Genomic DNA, 16,094 nt, shown 5'->3' on the forward strand with positions numbered 1-16,094 from the left:
AATCATGTCCCTCAGCCTGATCGTACTGGGGGCACTGTTCGTGCTCCTGCTGTTTCGCAACGTTCCCCTGATCGTTGCGATAGGTCTTCCCTGTGTCGTCTACATTCTGATGGAGGGCCTGCCCATCTCGCTGTTTGCGCAGCGTCTGTTCACGGGCATCGATATCTTCCTGCTGCTCGCAATCCCGCTCTTCGCCTTTGCCGGCGAGATCATGAACCAGGCCACCCTGACGGACAGGCTGGTGGCCTTCGCGCAATCTCTCGTCGGCCGCCTCCGGGGCGGGCTGGCCGCGGTGAACGTGCTGTCCAGCATGTTCTTTTCAGGCATTACGGGCAGTGGCGCGGCCGATGTCTCGGCCACGGGATCGCTGCTCATTCCGATGATGAAAAGGGCGGGCTATTCTGCGGAATTCAGCGCGGCGCTGACCGCGATCTCCGCAATCATCGGGCCGATCATTCCGCCAAGCATCGTTCTCATCATGTATGGCTCTCTGTCGGGCACTTCGGTGGCAAGCCTGTTCATGGCTGGCATCGTGCCGGGCCTGCTGATGAGCTGCGCCCATTTCGCAATGGCGGTTACACTTTCCTACCGTCGCGGCTATCCGGCGGGGGAGGCCACGAGCATCCGGCGCGTAGCGGAAACGGGCATTTCCGCGCTGCCCGCGCTTACCGTGCCGGCCATCATCATGGGGGCGATCGTCTTCGGCATCACCACCCCGACCGAGGCCAGTGCGCTTGCGGTGCTGCTGGCGATCGTGCTGGGCTCGCTGGTTTACAAGACCCTGACATGGTCCAAACTCTCCTCCAGCGCTTTCAGAGTTGGATCGGAAATGGCCGACACGATGCTCATCATCGGCGTTTCCAATCTGCTTGCGTGGATACTGGCCGTGGAACGGGTGCCGGTCATACTGGCGGATGCCGTACTCGGCATTACTACTGATCCCGTGTTAGTGCTGTTGCTCATCAACCTGATACTTCTGATCGTGGGCATGTTCCTGGACACGTTTCCCGCGCTCATCATCCTCACTTCCGTGCTGCTGCCGCTGGCGCAATCGGTGGGCGTCGATCCCATCCATTTCGGCATCATCATTTCCCTGAACCTGATGATCGGGGCCGTGACGCCGCCGGTGGGCATTCTGCTGTTCATCAGCACTCGCATCGCGCGCGCCAATGTCGTGGCAACGGTGAAGGAAACGCTGCCTTTCATCGGCGTGTCCCTCATCGTGCAGCTTATAGTTACCTTCACCCCCGCAATATCGTCGGGAGTGGCTTCACTTATCGACTGAAAGACACCACGGATGCAGGTCAGCGCGCCGCATCCACAGCCCAACGGGGAACTGGAATTGTCCGACACTGAACTTGGCCATGACGGGAGCAAAAACATGGATTGGGTCAAAGCGATAACGTTCGATTTCTGGGGGACGCTGGTGGATGTCGACAGCAGCGGCGAGACCGGAATGGCCAAGGTGATGGAGCGGACCGGCCTTTCCGGCATGTCGTCGCGGGAGCTTTATCTGAAGTGGGATTTCGCAACGGTCCGCAGATACAGGTCCGATGTCTGGCGGCCCTATGTGCAATGGGGAGCGCTTGCGCTCCGCGATGTTCTGGAGCCTCTCGGCGTCTCGTTGAGCGATGCGGAATTCGCCGAAAACGCCGAATTGCTGATTTCGACGATGACTTCACAGGCAAAGCCGCATCCGGAGGTTCCGGCCGTCATTGCCGCTCTGAAACGACGCTATCCGCTGATGCCCATCACCAACATGGATGACCGCCTGTTCGCGATGAATCCGTTCCGGGCCGAATTCGACCAGTATCTCACGGCTGAGGATGCGGGAGCCTTCAAGCCTTCGGCTATCATTTTCGGCAAAGCCATCGAGCGGCTTGGGGTTCCGGCGCAGTCCATTCTGCACGTCTCTCTGGCTCAGTTTGCCGATCTGGAGGGGGCCATGCCGATGGGCATGAAGGTCGCGTGGATCAATCGCGGCGGCGAGGCGCTCGGGCCCTTCACGCCGCGTCCGCTTTTCGAGTTCCGCGATCTGAAGGGGCTGGGTGAACTGTTTGCAGTCTGAGGCGGCCATCGCCTGACGCAAGGTGCTGGCTGCGGCCGGCAAAAACGGGAGGAAAAAATATGTCGTGGTTGTTGAGAGCCGCAGCACTTGCTGCGGGGCTGGGTCTTTGCGCGCCTGTTGCACAGGCCGAAACCAGGTTGGTCGTTGTCGGCCCCATGTCCGGTCAGTTTGCCAATTACTGGCCTCAGGTCGAGAGCGCGGGCAAGGCAGCAGCGGCGGAGGTCAACGAAAATGGCGGGATCATGGGAGAGCGGCTCATCGTTGACTTCGCCGACGATGCCTGTGACCCGAGACAGGCCGTTTCGGTGGCAAATCGCAATGTGCAGCAAGGCTACACTGCCGTGATCGGGCACTTCTGTTCCGGCAGTTCGCTGGCCGCCTCGGACGTTTATGACGAGGAAGGGATGCTGATGATTTCAGGAGCTTCCGTCAACTCCGCCCTGACCGATCGTGGCATGGCGCACGTCTTTCGCACTGTGGGGCGTGACGACCAGCAGGGACAGGTTGCGGCCGCCGCAATTCTGGCGGAAGGGAAGGACAGGAAGGTTGCTCTGGTGCATGACAAGTCAGCCTTCGGCAAAGGTCTTGTCGACCAGACGAAAACCTATCTCGCGCAGGGCGGCCTCGCCCCCTCCTTCGAGGATTCCATCACCGCCGGAGAAAACGACTACTCGGCGCTCGTCACCCGCATCGTCACGCATGGGGCGGACGTGATCTATTTCGGCGGTTATCATCGCGAAGGCGGGCTGCTGATCCGTCAGGCCAGAGAGGCCGGATTTACCGGAACCTTCATCAGCGGCGATGGCATCAAGGCGCAGGAATTCGCAACCATCGCAGGAGCCGCTGCAGATGGGGTGCTGCTGACCTTTTTCCCCGATGCGCGCGAGAACAGCGAAGCAGCTCCCGCACTCGAAAGGCTCACCGCGATGGGGTCGAGCGGCGACGGTTTCACGCTCTACATATATGCGGCAATTCAGGCCTATGCGAATGCGGCAAATGCCGCCGGAAGCACCGACGCCGAAGCCGTGGCGAAGCAATTGCGCGCCGTTACCGTGCCGACAGTCGTGGGAGATCTCAGGTTCAACGAAAAAGGCGATGTCGATCGCAATCTCTACCGGCTTTATAAATGGCAGGGCGGCAGCATCGCCGTGGTCGACTGAACCGTACCGTCCGGTGATACCGGGCCTGTGAAAAGCGTGTGCCGGACAGCATAAAGCGCACGCCTCATTTGCAGGATGCCCGGACCAGCGTGAGCCTGAGATATGGCCCCGACTGGTCCGGGCTTTGCTGTTTCCGGCCCTGCTCATGACAAGATGTCAGGCGGCGTCAGGCCGATTTGCGAAAGTGTTTCATCCAGCATTCTGCGTATCATCGTCCGGAAGCAACCGGGCGCTTCTGTTCCGCGCAGCCATCTTCTTCGGCTTTTTCATCCGGGTCACCGTGGCCTGATCGAAACGAAATGTTCCGTATGACATGACTTAACTCGTAATGAAATGATGGCAAAACGGCGCGGCAATAAGATGATTCAGAGAATACCTTTTTAAATCAGTGTGTTGAATTCAAGTGAACCGCCTTTTCAAAACTGGCCCGCTGTTTGCAGGGCTGGGGCAGGAAAAGGAGTTCAACATGTCCGAGCAGCTAACCCTGGGCCAGAAGGCCAGCCTTGAGAACATTGTCACGGCGGAAATGACCGCCGACCGGTTTGCCGATGGTCCCGCCGAAAAATTCCCGGCCGTTCTGGCGACGCCCTTTCTGATCGCCGATCTCGAACGTGCCTGCGCGCTTCTGCTGACGCCGCTTCTTGAAGAGGGCCAGCTTTCGGTCGGCGCGCATATCGACGTACGCCATCTGGCACCGACCGCCGTGGGAGGCCGTTACACGGCAACCGCCACCTTTATCGAGAACCGCTCTCCGCTGTTCTGGTTCGAGGTGGTCGCCGAAGACTCCGCCGGCATTATCGGCAAGGGCCGCATTGCCCGCGCCATCGTCTCGGAGGCGGCGATTCTTGCGCGCGCCGATCAGTCTGTCTCCGGCAGCTAGCTCTCACGCTCAGACAATTTTCAATCAATCAACGGCGGGATCATGACAGACAATTCGCATTTCCACCCAGATGTCGAGACGCTTTCCGAAACTGACATGGCGGCCCTGCAGGCGCGCAAATGGGAGCGGCAACGTGCCTATATGGCTTCTGCTTCAGCCTTCTACGGCAGGAAGCTTGGCAGCGCACTCAATGAGAGCCTTACGCTGGACGGTCTTCAGGACCTGCCGCTGACCGACAAGGAGGAGCTGCGCGCCTCTCAGGAGGACGACTATCCATTTGGCGACTACATTGCCTGCCGGCCCGAGGACGTGGTGCGTATCCATCGCACCTCCGGCACAACGGGGCGCGCCCTCATTCTGGCCAACAGCGCCAATGATGCGCACATCATCGCCCAGCAGGGCGCGCGCGGCATGTGGGCATCAGGGCTGCGGCCGTCCGACAGGGTGGTTCATTGCCTGAATTATCAGATGTGGACAGGCGGCGTCACGGATCACCTGACCCTTGAGGCCACCGGCGCGACGGTTCTTCCCTATGGCGTAGGCGGTGCCAGCAAGCTGATCGAGGTGATCCGTGATCTGGGCATCACCGCGATTTCCTGCACCCCGTCCTATCCGGCCCTTCTGGAGCGGATCGTGCGCGACGACTACGGCCTGACCCCGCGCGATCTCGGCCTCAGGCTGGCGCTGTTCGGCGGTGAAGCGGGCCTTGATAATCTCGGTTTCCGCAAGGCGATGGAGGATGTTTGGGGTTTCGGGGTCCGCAATGCCAATTTTGGGCTGAGCGAGGTGATGAGCACCATGGGCAGCCAGTGCGAGCACACAACCGACCTTCACTTCCTCAGCAGCGACGTGGTGTTTGCAGAACTGCTCGACCCGGCCTCCGGCCAGCGTCTGAAAATAGCGGAAGGCGTCAGCGGCGAGCTGGTCTGCACACATCTGGAAAAGGAATGCCAGCCGCTGATCCGCTACCGCACCCGCGATGTGATCACCGTCACCGGCACCGGGCCCTGCAGTTGCGGACGGACCTCGTTCCGCTTCCGCGTCAGCGGCCGCACCGATGACATGTTCAACGTGCGGGGCGTGAACGTCTTTCCGTCCGCCATACACAAGGTGATCGCCGCCGCGGGTGACATGGCCTCGGGTCATTTCAGGATCATGCTGGCAGGACCCGGCCCCTATGACCGCATTGCGATCAGGGCGGAAGCCGCCGCTGGCCTTGCGCGCGCGGACTGGGCAAGCGTCACCGCCGAACTGGAAAAGCGGGTACGCGACACCGTGGGGGCCAGCGCCAAAATCGAGATGGTGCCGTTCGAAAGCCTGCCCCGTACAGACGGCAAGACTTCGCTGGTGGAAAGGATCTGACCATGTCGTTCGTCGATTTCAGGAAACAGGGCCATATCGGGACGGTGACGCTGAACCGCCCGGATCGGCTCAATGCCATTTCCACCACGCTGGCGTCGGATCTGCATGATGCGCTGTTCGCCATCTCCGCTGATCCGGACATCCGCGTCATCGTGCTCAGCGGCGAAGGCCGCGCATTCTGCGCCGGCGACGATCTCAAGGAGTTCGATCTGCAAACGGCCAGCGATGCGGCCACCGTTCGCCATATCGAGGCGATCCAGCGCATCACCCGTGACCTCATGTTCTGCGACAAGCTCGTCGTTGGGGCTGTCCATGGCTTCGCGGTCGGCGGTGGCTTCGAGTGGATGCTCAACTGCGATCTGATCGTGGCCTCCGACGATCTGGTGACGTTTTTCCCCGAAACGGAATGGGGACAGTTCCCCACGGGCGGGGTAACGCATCTGCTGCCTCAGGCGATCGGCTACCAGCAGGCAATGGAGCTTCTGGTTCTGGGCGAGCGGCAGACCGCGCAGGCCCTTCTGCATCGCGGGCTGGTGAACTGGGTGGTCCGGCGCGAGGACATGATGGCGAAAGCCCTCGAAGTTGCCGGCGTCGCGGCGGCCAAATCGCCGTTTTCGGTCTCGCGCCTGAAGCGCCTGCTCACCCGGGATATTTCGGGCGGGCTCGGACGCGCCTTGGATCTGGAGGAAACGATCACCATCAAGGCCTTCAAAACGCCGGAAGCGCGAGCGCGATCCTCCAACTTCCCGACCAAGAACTAGCCGGGCAGGGGAGGAGGAACCAATGGAGTATTTCGCGCAGCAAGTGCTGAACGGACTGACGATCGGCAGCGTTTACGGGTTGATCGCAGTGGGTTACACGATGGTCTACGGCATCGTGGGCATGATCAATTTCGCGCATGGCGAAATCTATATGATCGGAGCATTCGTCGGCGTGATCGTGCTGACGGTTCTGGGCTCCCTCGGCATAACCTTCGTGCCGCTGCTGATTGCAGTGGCGCTGATCGCCTCGATCGTGATCACCTCGGTCTACGGTTATACGCTTGAAAAGGTTGCCTACCGGCCGCTGTGCGGCTCCACCCGCCTCGCGGCGCTGATTTCGGCGATCGGCATGTCGATCTTCCTGCAGAACTTCGTTCTTCTGGTGCAGGGCGCACGGGTTAAATCCGTGCCGCAGCTGATCACCGAACGCCATGTCCTCTATGACGGGGGGCCCGGCGCCATGGTCACCGTTACCAACAGCCAGCTCCTGATCATGGGGGTGGCTGCCGTGGTGATGCTCGCATTCGGCTTTCTGGTCGCAAAGACGCCTCTTGGCCGGTCGCAGAGAGCTTGCGCTCAGGACAAGGTGATGGCCGCTTATCTCGGCGTGCAGGTGGATCGCACCATTGCCACCACCTTCGTTCTGGGGGCTGCCCTGGCCGCCGTCGCCGGCGTGCTCGTCAGCCTCTACTACGGCGTGGTCGATTTCTTTGTCGGCTTCGTTGCCGGCATCAAGGCATTCACCGCCGCGGTTCTTGGAGGAATCGGCTCGATCAGAGGTGCGTTTCTGGGCGGGATCATACTCGGTCTCGTGGAGGCTTTGTGGTCGTCCTATCTGTCCTTCGCTTACAAGGACGTCGCAGCCTTCTCGCTTCTGATCCTCATCCTGCTGGTCCGGCCGACAGGGCTGATCGGCCGCCCCGAAACCGAGAAAGTGTGAGGCCGGCCATGACCGAGATCAGGAACCAGCAAGGCAGCCTGCCGTGGCGTGACGCCTTCTTCGGAAGCATCCGGGCTTTCATTCTCTCCGTAGCCATAGTCGGGATGCGGACAACGTCTGATGAAACCGGCGTCCTGTGGATCGACTACAAGCCGTGGGATGTCGTCACCATCGTTGCCACCGTGTTCGTGGTGCGGCTTCTGCTGCCCTCAGCGCGCAGCGCGCACAGCCTGCTTGTCGGGCTGGCCGCGCTGGTGTCGGTGTTCGCGATCATCGGCTATGCGCGGCATTTCGGTGAAATCCAGTTCGCCACCTTTCTGGTGGCCGGACTTGTGCTCAGTGTAGCCGGCTTCGCCTCAGTTGCGGCCGCAAACGAAAGAATGCGAACCCTGCTCACCCCGGCGAGCCAGCCGGTGACGGCGGGAGCCCTTGCCAGACGCGCGTCCCGGAACCGCGGCCTGGTGCTGCTTGGCCTTGCAGCCGCCGTGCTCTTTCCCTTCCTCCCGTTCGCCGACCGCTCCTGGCTCGATCTGGCGATCCTCATCCTGACCTATCTGGTCTTGGGATGGGGGCTGAACATCGTTGTCGGGCTCGCCGGCCTGCTCGATCTGGGTTTCGTCGCATTTTACGCGGTGGGCGCCTATGCCTATGCGCTGCTTGCCATCCATCTGGATGTCAGCTTCTGGCTGGCGCTGCCGCTGGCGGCACTGCTTGCTGCTTTTGCCGGCTTCCTGCTTGGATTTCCGGTGCTGCGGCTGCGCGGCGATTACTTCGCCATCGTCACGCTGGGCTTTGGTGAAATCATCCGCATCGTGCTGCTGAACTGGTCGGAAATGTCGGGCGGGCCGGATGGGCTGACCGGCGTTCCGCGTCCGTCTTTCTTCGGCATCGCGGGCTTTGAGCGCAATCCATCAGAGGGCGAAACGGCGTTTCACCAACTCTTCGGCCTCGAATTCTCAACCATGCACCGCATCGTGTTTCTGTATTTCATAGTTCTGGCTCTGGCCGTTCTGGCCAGCTATGTCGCAAAGACGCTTCGACGGATGCCGATCGGCCGGGCATGGGAAGCCTTGCGTGAGGATGAGATCGCCTGTCAGGCGGTTGGCATCAGCCGGGCCAGCATCAAGCTCTGGGCGTTCATGATCTCCGCAGCCTTCGGCGGCATGGCGGGAGCCTTCTTCGCAACGCGGCAGGGCTATGTCAGCCCGGAAAGCTTCACCTTCATCGAATCCGCCATCGTTTTGGCAATTGTGGTGCTGGGCGGCATGGGCAGCCAGCTGGGCGTGTTTCTGGCCACTCTGCTGATCATCGGCCTGCCGGAAGCTTTCCGCGAGGTCGAGCAATACCGGATGCTCGTTTTTGGCGCCGCCATGGTGCTGGTGATGATCTGGAAACCGGGCGGGCTGCTGGCTGGCCGGGAGCCGTCCGTGCGCTATGCGCAGGTGAGGAACCGCATGCGCAGGAGATTTTCCGCGCTGGAGGAAACACCGTGAGCCCTCTTCTGAAAGTTTCCGATCTCACCATGCGCTTCGGCGGGCTGACGGCCATCGATGCTTTGAGCTTCGAGGCCGAGCAGGGAAAGATCACTTCGCTGATCGGCCCGAACGGAGCCGGCAAGACGACCGTGTTCAACTGCCTGACCGGCTTCTACCGGCCGGGCGGCGGCAGCATCAGCCTGTCGGATGACACGGGCACGCTTGAACTCACCCGCATGACCGGCCACAGGATCAATGCCCGTGGCCGGGTGGCAAGAACCTTCCAGAACATCCGGCTCTTTGCGCGCATGACGGTTCTGGAAAACCTTCTTGTCGCCCAGCATGTGTCGCTTCACCGGTCGTGGTTTCCGGCAGTGGGCGGATTATGGAATTCAGCCGCCTACAGGCAGGAGCAGGAAAAGGCGATCGACGTCGCGGCATCATGGATCGAGCGCCTCGACCTTGAGGACTGGGCCGATCAGGAGGCCGGATCGCTGCCCTACGGCCACCAGCGCCGCCTGGAGATAGCCCGCGCGATGTGTACCGGCCCCAGACTGCTCTGCCTCGACGAACCTGCTGCCGGCCTGAATGGCGCGGAATCGGTCCAGCTTGCGAAGCTTCTGGAGGAGATGCGCACCGAAGTCGGCGTCGGAATCCTGCTGATCGAGCATGACATGAAAATGGTCATGGACATCTCGCACCACGTGATCGTCCTCGATTACGGCCGCAAGATTGCACAGGGCAGTCCTCAGGAGGTCCGAAACGATCCGGCCGTTATCCGCGCCTATCTCGGCGCGGAACAGGACGACGATCTCGAAGACCTTATCGGGGACGACACCACAGGACGGGAGATTGAGGCATGACCCTGCTTTCTGCGAGGAATGTTCAGGCCTTCTACGGCGCCATCGAAGCCCTGAAGGGCGTATCGCTCGATGTGGCTCAAGGGGAGATCGTGGCGCTGATCGGCGCCAATGGCGCGGGCAAGACAACGCTGATGTCCACCATCTGCGGCAGACCGAAGCCCGGCGCCGGCACCATCTCGTTTGCGGGTGAAAACATCGCCGGGCTGGAAAGCCATGACATAGCCCGGCGCAATATTGCGATATCGCCTGAGGGGAGGCGCATTTTTCCGCATATGAGCGTGACCGAAAACCTGCAGATGGGTGGATGGCTCACCAGCAAGGCAGCGCAGCGATCCAATCTCGACAAGGTGTTCGATCTGTTTCCCAGACTTGCGGAGCGCAAGGCGCAGATGGGAGGAACCCTTTCGGGCGGGGAACAGCAGATGCTGGCCATCGGGCGTGCGTTGATGTCGGAGCCAAGGCTTCTGCTGCTGGACGAGCCTTCGCTCGGACTGGCTCCACAGATCGCAAAGACGATCTTCCGGGTGCTGGTCGAGATCAACCGCAATCTGGGCACGTCGATCCTGCTCGCCGAGCAGGACGCCTTCCATGCTCTCAGGATTTCCAGCCGGGGCTACGTCATGGTCACCGGCACCATTCATCTTTCGGGCACATCGCGGGCCCTTCTCTCGGACCCGGCCGTAAGGGCGGCATATCTGGAGGGCGGCGGTTGACCCCCGGACAAAGGCGGCACAAAATCTATCGTACGTAATATATCGTGCCGAATTCAGGAAAATGCCGGAAATGCCCGAGATACTGGAACTACAGGCGAGGTTTCTGTCAGGCGAACTGCCGGAACTGCCGGACGGCTGTGTTTCCCGCGAAATCGGGCGCTCCTGGAAAAGGCTGCGCAGCAAGAACATATCGCAGTCGCAAGGGTTCAGCCGGCCTGCCGATAACGCCGCGCCTGCCATGTCGGAGGCGCTTGTCCAGTCGATCAGGAAAATCGGGCCTCAGTTGCGGTCTCTGGCCGGAAATCCCGACGAATGCATCTGCGTGCTGATCGATGCCGCCGGCACGCTCGCAGCCTTCGACGGCGGCGAGGTGATTACCCGGCGGCTGGCCGGCTCGGGATGGCGCAGCGCCATGTCGTTCCTTGAGGACCATGCCGGCTCGAACGCGCTCGATCTTTGCCTGCGGGACCGTGCCCCGGCCCAGACCGGAACGTCGGATCATACGGTAGAGGCCCTGCACGACATCGTCATCTTCGCCCATCCCCTGCTGGCGCAGAACGGAGAACCGCTGGGCGGGCTGGGGCTGCTCATGCAGGCGGACGGCAATCCCGGCGATGCCCGTTCGGTGATCGCGATTTCGGCGATGATGCTTGAGCTGATGCTTCAGGTCGACATTTCCAACACCAATCTTGAGCGGCTGTTCGCCGAACAGAAGGCCATCGCCAATGCGATGAAGGACGGCACCATGGTCGTGAACCGGGCAGGCGTCATCGAATATATGAACCTGCCGGCCTGCCGCATCCTGAAGGTCGATCCGGAGCAGTCGATCGGCCGCCGGCTTGCCGATGTTCTGGGCTTTGAACCGGTCATCGCGCCGATTTTTGAAAGCGGCATCGGCTATTCCGACGAAGAGGTTCGCATCAGAAACGAGTTCGCGAACCTGCATCTGGTCGATACGGCCGTGCCGATCAAGGACGGAGCCGGGCGCGTTCTTTCCGTGGTCAACACGTTCCGTGAGTTCGGCAGCGTCGCCAGGGTCACCCAGAAGTTTGGCGGCAACCAGGCTCATTACTCCTTCGACAGCATCATCGGACGTTCGCCCGCCCTGCTGCAGGCGGTGGCGACGGCCCGCAAGGCGGCGGTCGGCTCCTCGAATGTGCTCATCAATGGCGAGAGCGGAACCGGCAAGGAACTGTTCGCGCAGGGCATTCATCTGGCGAGCGCCCGCTCCGGCGGACCTTTCGTTGCCGTCAACTGTGCGGCGCTGCCGCGCGATCTCATCGAGGCCGAGCTTTTCGGCTACATGCCCGGAAGCTTCACCGGCGCGCACAAATCCGGCAGGCCGGGAAAATTCGAAATTGCCTCGGGTGGCACGATTTTCCTGGACGAGATTTCAGAAATGCCGATGGACGTGCAGGCCAAGCTTCTGCGTGTTTTGCAGGAGCGCGAGGTGACGCGTCTCGGTGCGTCGGATCCTCTGCCCGTGGATGTCAGGGTCGTCGCGGCCCTGAACCAGAACATTCGCGACCTTGTTGCGGCCCGGCTGTTTCGTGAGGACCTGTTCTATCGCCTCAACGTGATCGAAATCACCGTTCCGGCTCTCCGGGACCGGGAAGGCGATATCCGGCTTCTCATGCAGCATTATCTGCACCATTATGCCCACCTGCTGAAGAAGCCCGCAAAAGGCTTTGCCGAAAGGGTTCTCGATCGGCTGGAAGCCTATTCCTGGCCCGGCAATGTGCGTGAGCTTCAGAATGTAGTGGAACGCATGGTGAACTTCTCCGACGATGCCCTCATCGACAGCGATGTGGAACTCGCAGGCGAAGAGCGCGACCATGGTTCGGCGCCTGCCGGCAACCCGGCCAGAGTTGATCCGGTGCTCACGCTTGCCGAGCTTGAGCATGATGCCGTGCGAAACGCTCTTGCACTGGCGCGCTACAATGTAACCCGGGCAGCAGAGTTGCTTGGCACCACCAAGCCCCGGCTTTATCGCATGATCAAGCGCCACAGCATCAGGCTGGAACGCACCGGCAGCCAGTTTTAGCGGCTGCCCGAGAAGTCGGGCGAGAATCGCAGCACCGGGCGTCAGGAGTGTCAGATCGAAGCGAACTTCCGGGCCGGGCAGCGTCTCCGGACTGCAATGGTGGAGGCGTAGGAACGCGCCCGAAGTTCAGGCAAGCATGTCCGCGAAATCCTCGCTTCCCATCGACGGCGGACCATTGCGGTCAGCCGCATCTTTGTCAGGAGCCTTTGCGGCGGCATCCGCAAAGGCTTCGGCAGGAGCGAGTGGGTTCTCCAGCGGCTTGACGCGCGCGTCACCGCGATCCGGTGTCCCCGCCGCTATGATTGCAGCTGGATCGCCTGTGGCTGTCGCTGCAGCCCGATAATGCCCAGTATCAGCCTCGTGATGACATGTGCGGTTGCGCCGCCTACATCTCTTGCGGGCTGGTATTCCGTAAACACGATGCCAGCCAACCGGTTGTTCCGGGCGAGATGGTTGAGAAGAATTGCCGTCTGTATGAATGTCAGCCCGCCGGGCTCGATTGCGCCCACGCCGGGGGCCACCGACGGATCCATGCCATCGCAATCCAGCGAAACGACCCATCGTCTGGAAAGATCGAGAGAGTCCGCGACTGCTTTCGCTCCATCCTGATGGACATCCCAGGCAGTCACAATCCTGTTGCCGGCCCTGAGTGCTGCTTCCACTTCTTCACGGCGGGCGCTGCCGATCGAGCGGGCTCCGACATGGACCAGATCATGGACGCAGGCATAGTCCCGGATGCGCCGCATGGGGCTGGAAAAACCGTCGCGCCGGCCGTTTATCTCGTCGCGAAAATCGATATGGGCATCGATCTGGAGAATGTTGATCTCCTCATGCCCGTCGAAGGGGGCAACAAGCATGGGAGGCACCGAATCCATGCCGCCAATCACGACCGGCACGACACCGGCCTTTACCAGCGGACCGAGAATCGCTGCGGCATCCGCGACGATGGCTTCAGGATCCCTCACATTTGCAGCAATGTTGCCGAGGTCGGTCAGGTTCGGTTTGCCATCCTCGAACTGCGGTTCGCCGATGTCGAAATTCCAGTGCGTGAGAAATCGCGTGTAGGCGTGATCCACCGCGGCAGCGCGAACCTTGTCGGCGCTGCCGGCGGCAGCCGAAAGTTCCCAGGCCTCGTATGAGGGGCCGTAAGGTATGCCGAGGAAGGCGTACGGTGTCCTGACGCCGGCCGGATCGGAACTGTTTTCAGAGCCCAGAAATGTGGGAAGGGAAGGGGAGAGCATGACTGTAATCCGAATGTTACTCTAGAATTCTGCGCAGGAAGGTGCGGGTTCGCTCGTGCTCGGGATTGACCAGCACATTCTGTGGCTTGCCTTGTTCCACCACGACGCCGCCGTCCATGAACATGACGCGGTCCGCAACGCTGCGGGCAAAGCCGATCTCGTGGGTCACAACGATCATCGACATCGCATGTGAATCAGCAAGCGAGCGCATGACGTCGAGGACCTCGCCCACCAGTTCGGGATCGAGTGCGGATGTCGGCTCGTCGAACAGCATGACGGAAGGTTCCATCGCCAGCGCCCGCGCAATGGCAACCCGCTGCTGCTGGCCGCCGGAAAGGGCGCCGGGATAGGTGTCGATCTTGTCTGCAAGACCGACCTGTTTCATGAGCCGATCGGCGCGCTGCGAGGCTTCAGCCGCAGACAGGCGGAGAACCCGCCTTGGCGCTTCCATGATGTTCTGGCGTGCCGTCAGGTGCGGGAACAGGTTGAAGCGCTGGAACACCATGCCCATGGCTGCGCGTTGCTTCTGTATCTCGCGCTCGGGCAGTTCATGAAAGACGTCACCAGAGCGACGATAGCCCACGGGCACGCCGTTGAACTCAATCATGCCGCCGTCGGGCCGTTCCAGATGGTTGATGCAGCGAAGCAGGGTGCTTTTGCCCGACCCGGATGGTCCAAGGATGCACAGCACTTCACCCTTGGCCAGATCGAGGTCGACGCCTTTCAGCACCTCCAGTGCGCCGAACGATTTCCGGATGCCGCGTGCGCGGATCGGGTTCACTGCGGAGCCGCTCATGGACGCACCACCGATCTCGCGAAATGCCGCTCGATACCGGACTGTATGATCATCAGGATCGTGCTGACGATCAGATACCACAGGCTGGCGACGAGAAGCATCGGGATGACTTCGAAGTTGCGGGAGGAGATGAGCTGTGTCGAATAAAGCAGGTCAGGCAAGGCAATGACGCTCACCAGCGAGGTATATTTCAGCATGGACAGCGTCTCGTTTCCGGTGGGTGGAATGATGACGCGCATGGCTTGCGGCATCACGATGCGCCGGAAGGAGTCCCATGACGACATGCCAAGCGCCCGGGATGCCTCACGCTGACCTGAATCCACCGAGTTGAGACCCGAGCGCACGATTTCGGCCATGTAGGCGCCTTCGTTAAGGGACATGGCGATGATGGCCGCGCTGATGGCGGTTATCACGCTGTTCGTGTCCACCTCAACGAACGATGGCATGAAGGGAAGGCCAAGGCCCAGCCTGGGATAGAGGGCCGCCAGATTGTACCAGAAGATGATCTGGACCAGCAGCGGAATGGCGCGGAATATCCAGATGTAGCCTTTCGCGACCGATGACAGGACCGGGTTGCTGCTGGCGGCGGAAACCGCAACGATGATCCCAAGCACGAGCGACAGCGTCATGGAAATCGCCGTGAGCATCAGTGTGGTGACAAGGCCTGCCATAACCTGTGGCGAGAAGAAATATTCAGCGACGACGGGCCATCCGAAACCCGGATTGGTGAGGATCGAATAGAGCGCATTTGCAAGCACGAGGATGACGGCCACCGCCGCCACCCAGGTCCATGACTGTCGGCGCGGCAAAAGCCGCGCCGATGCGAGTTGCTCGTCCGTAAGCACGGATGGCACTCCAGCCTGTTTGTTGGTCATCACCATTACTGGCTGGCGCCGCCGTTGATGACGGCCTTGGTGACATGAGACTGCTGGATAAAGCCGTTGCGTTCCATGATCTCCGCATAGGTGCCGTCGGCGATCATTGTATCAAGGGTCTCGGCAATCAACGGACCGAGCGGCGAGCCTTTCGGCACTGCAATGCCGCAGGGGCCGAAGTTGAACGGCTCGCCAACCATCCTGAACTGTTCGGGCTGCTTGCTGGCCAGCATGCCGACATAGATGAGGTCGCTCATCGCCACGTCGGTGCGACTGCTGGTCAGTGCCGTAATCTGCGCATTGGTGTCGGGGAACAACTGGACGTCGATGGCGGGCTTGCCGTCTGCGACGCATTTTTCCGACTGTGCGGAAATCGAAAGCGATTCCATGGAGCCGCGCAGCGCCGAAGCCTTCAGGCCGCATACGTCATCGAGCGAAGCGATTTTCTTTTCAGAGTTGGCCTTCTGCAACATTGCGGAGCCACCCATGATATGGTCGACGAAGTCGACCTTCTTCTGGCGGACCGGCGTGTCCAGCATGTCGGACATGATGATGTTGATGCGGTTGGCTTCAAGGCTGGGGATGAGGGAATCGAAGCCAAGATTGTTGACTTCAAGCTTCAAACCCAGGCGCTTGGCGATCTCGGCGGCAAGGTCCGGTTCGACACCGACATAAACGTCGCTGGTGCCTTCCTTGATCCCGGTCCAGGGCAGGCCAATGCTGGATGTCGTTCCCAGCACCAGAACACCCGATGTCTTTATGGCGTCAGGAAGCCTTTCGTCAGGGGCGGCAATACTGGGCGATGCAAATGCCACGCATGACACCAGCGCCATGACGGGAAGCAGAGATGCTAGTTTCCGCATAAGTTTTTCCTCCGGCTGTGGGCTATGGGAACCCGTTTCTGTCTGGGGTTCAA

The 16,094-nt window shown here is 60.9% G+C and carries 15 protein-coding genes; 11 read left to right on the forward strand and 4 right to left on the reverse strand.

Features of this window, described 5'->3' with window-relative positions; all coding sequences use genetic code 11:
• Window positions 1-4 precede the first annotated feature (4 nt).
• The 11 genes from MIC97_RS14795 to MIC97_RS14845 all read left to right on the forward strand — a co-directional run bounded on the left by MIC97_RS14795 (window position 5) and on the right by MIC97_RS14845 (window position 12,266).
• Complete coding sequence (locus MIC97_RS14795; protein WP_239800633.1) at window positions 5-1,285, forward strand: TRAP transporter large permease; 1,281 nt, start codon at window positions 5-7, stop codon at window positions 1,283-1,285.
• A gap of 96 nt (window positions 1,286-1,381) precedes the next feature.
• Window positions 1,382-2,068 carry an HAD family hydrolase gene (locus MIC97_RS14800; protein WP_239800634.1) on the forward strand — a complete coding sequence of 229 codons (687 nt, stop codon included), beginning with the start codon at window positions 1,382-1,384 and terminating at the stop codon, window positions 2,066-2,068.
• 59 nt (window positions 2,069-2,127) lie between these two features.
• The gene (locus MIC97_RS14805) at window positions 2,128-3,228 is read left to right on the forward strand and encodes a branched-chain amino acid ABC transporter substrate-binding protein (RefSeq protein WP_239800635.1); all 1,101 of its coding nucleotides are present in this window, start codon (window positions 2,128-2,130) and stop codon (window positions 3,226-3,228) included.
• A 466-nt stretch (window positions 3,229-3,694) separates the two neighbouring features.
• A complete protein-coding gene (locus tag MIC97_RS14810; RefSeq protein ID WP_183827522.1) occupies window positions 3,695-4,108 on the forward strand; it encodes a thioesterase in 414 nt (137 codons plus the stop codon).
• Window positions 4,109-4,150: 42 nt separating this feature from the next.
• The gene (locus tag MIC97_RS14815; RefSeq protein ID WP_239800636.1) at window positions 4,151-5,470 is read left to right on the forward strand and encodes a hypothetical protein; all 1,320 of its coding nucleotides are present in this window, start codon (window positions 4,151-4,153) and stop codon (window positions 5,468-5,470) included.
• Window positions 5,471-5,472: 2 nt separating this feature from the next.
• Window positions 5,473-6,231, forward strand: a complete 759-nt coding sequence (locus tag MIC97_RS14820) for an enoyl-CoA hydratase/isomerase family protein (RefSeq protein WP_239800637.1) — start codon at window positions 5,473-5,475, stop codon at window positions 6,229-6,231.
• A 22-nt stretch (window positions 6,232-6,253) separates the two neighbouring features.
• On the forward strand, window positions 6,254-7,171 hold the full coding sequence (locus MIC97_RS14825; protein WP_239800638.1) for a branched-chain amino acid ABC transporter permease LivH: 918 nt from the start codon (window positions 6,254-6,256) through the stop codon (window positions 7,169-7,171).
• 8 nt (window positions 7,172-7,179) lie between these two features.
• Window positions 7,180-8,664 (forward strand): high-affinity branched-chain amino acid ABC transporter permease LivM, encoded by a 1,485-nt coding sequence (gene livM, locus MIC97_RS14830; RefSeq protein WP_239800639.1) that lies wholly within the window; start codon window positions 7,180-7,182, stop codon window positions 8,662-8,664.
• Between the two features lie 29 nt (window positions 8,665-8,693).
• A complete protein-coding gene (locus MIC97_RS14835; RefSeq protein ID WP_239801154.1) occupies window positions 8,694-9,509 on the forward strand; it encodes an ATP-binding cassette domain-containing protein in 816 nt (271 codons plus the stop codon).
• Entirely contained in the window at window positions 9,506-10,222 is a 717-nt protein-coding gene (locus tag MIC97_RS14840; RefSeq protein WP_239800640.1) for an ABC transporter ATP-binding protein, read from the forward strand. Before MIC97_RS14835 ends, MIC97_RS14840 begins: the two co-directional genes overlap by 4 nt.
• A gap of 70 nt (window positions 10,223-10,292) precedes the next feature.
• Window positions 10,293-12,266, forward strand: coding sequence for a sigma 54-interacting transcriptional regulator (locus MIC97_RS14845; protein WP_239800641.1), 1,974 nt, complete (start codon window positions 10,293-10,295; stop codon window positions 12,264-12,266).
• 296 nt (window positions 12,267-12,562) lie between these two features.
• On the opposite strand, the gene MIC97_RS14850 is transcribed toward MIC97_RS14845, so the two are convergent.
• Genes MIC97_RS14850 through MIC97_RS14865 form a run of 4 tightly spaced genes read right to left on the reverse strand, consistent with a single transcriptional unit; the run spans window position 12,563 to window position 16,041 of the window.
• Window positions 12,563-13,507 carry an arginase family protein gene (locus MIC97_RS14850; protein WP_239800642.1) on the reverse strand — a complete coding sequence of 315 codons (945 nt, stop codon included), beginning with the start codon at window positions 13,505-13,507 and terminating at the stop codon, window positions 12,563-12,565.
• A gap of 16 nt (window positions 13,508-13,523) precedes the next feature.
• Window positions 13,524-14,303: an amino acid ABC transporter ATP-binding protein gene (locus MIC97_RS14855; protein ID WP_239800643.1), complete on the reverse strand. Its 780-nt coding sequence runs from the start codon at window positions 14,301-14,303 to the stop codon at window positions 13,524-13,526.
• Window positions 14,300-15,178, reverse strand: coding sequence for an amino acid ABC transporter permease (locus MIC97_RS14860; RefSeq protein WP_210307220.1), 879 nt, complete (start codon window positions 15,176-15,178; stop codon window positions 14,300-14,302). The genes MIC97_RS14855 and MIC97_RS14860 overlap by 4 nt, the downstream gene beginning before the upstream one ends.
• A gap of 5 nt (window positions 15,179-15,183) precedes the next feature.
• Window positions 15,184-16,041, reverse strand: coding sequence for an ABC transporter substrate-binding protein (locus MIC97_RS14865; RefSeq protein ID WP_239800644.1), 858 nt, complete (start codon window positions 16,039-16,041; stop codon window positions 15,184-15,186).
• Between the last annotated feature and the right edge of the window lie 53 nt (window positions 16,042-16,094).

Source organism: Aquamicrobium sp. NLF2-7, assembly GCF_022359935.1.
Lineage (GTDB): Bacteria > Pseudomonadota > Alphaproteobacteria > Rhizobiales > Rhizobiaceae > Mesorhizobium > Mesorhizobium lusatiense.

Excerpts from the sequence above, each read along its gene's own strand:
- MIC97_RS14840 (WP_239800640.1), top strand. The coding sequence starts at position 9,506 with ATGACCCTGCTTTCTGCGAGGAATGTTCAGGCCTTCTACGGCGCCATC.
- livM (WP_239800639.1), top strand. The coding sequence starts at position 7,180 with ATGACCGAGATCAGGAACCAGCAAGGCAGCCTGCCGTGGCGTGACGCC.
- MIC97_RS14805 (WP_239800635.1), top strand. The coding sequence starts at position 2,128 with ATGTCGTGGTTGTTGAGAGCCGCAGCACTTGCTGCGGGGCTGGGTCTT.
- MIC97_RS14845 (WP_239800641.1), top strand. The coding sequence starts at position 10,293 with ATGCCCGAGATACTGGAACTACAGGCGAGGTTTCTGTCAGGCGAACTG.
- MIC97_RS14855 (WP_239800643.1), bottom strand. The coding sequence starts at position 14,303 with ATGAGCGGCTCCGCAGTGAACCCGATCCGCGCACGCGGCATCCGGAAA.
- MIC97_RS14825 (WP_239800638.1), top strand. The coding sequence starts at position 6,254 with ATGGAGTATTTCGCGCAGCAAGTGCTGAACGGACTGACGATCGGCAGC.
- MIC97_RS14800 (WP_239800634.1), top strand. The coding sequence starts at position 1,382 with ATGGATTGGGTCAAAGCGATAACGTTCGATTTCTGGGGGACGCTGGTG.
- MIC97_RS14865 (WP_239800644.1), bottom strand. The coding sequence starts at position 16,041 with ATGCGGAAACTAGCATCTCTGCTTCCCGTCATGGCGCTGGTGTCATGC.
- MIC97_RS14795 (WP_239800633.1), top strand. The coding sequence starts at position 5 with ATGTCCCTCAGCCTGATCGTACTGGGGGCACTGTTCGTGCTCCTGCTG.
- MIC97_RS14810 (WP_183827522.1), top strand. The coding sequence starts at position 3,695 with ATGTCCGAGCAGCTAACCCTGGGCCAGAAGGCCAGCCTTGAGAACATT.
- MIC97_RS14835 (WP_239801154.1), top strand. The coding sequence starts at position 8,694 with ATGCGCTTCGGCGGGCTGACGGCCATCGATGCTTTGAGCTTCGAGGCC.
- MIC97_RS14860 (WP_210307220.1), bottom strand. The coding sequence starts at position 15,178 with ATGACCAACAAACAGGCTGGAGTGCCATCCGTGCTTACGGACGAGCAA.
- MIC97_RS14815 (WP_239800636.1), top strand. The coding sequence starts at position 4,151 with ATGACAGACAATTCGCATTTCCACCCAGATGTCGAGACGCTTTCCGAA.
- MIC97_RS14850 (WP_239800642.1), bottom strand. The coding sequence starts at position 13,507 with ATGCTCTCCCCTTCCCTTCCCACATTTCTGGGCTCTGAAAACAGTTCC.
- MIC97_RS14820 (WP_239800637.1), top strand. The coding sequence starts at position 5,473 with ATGTCGTTCGTCGATTTCAGGAAACAGGGCCATATCGGGACGGTGACG.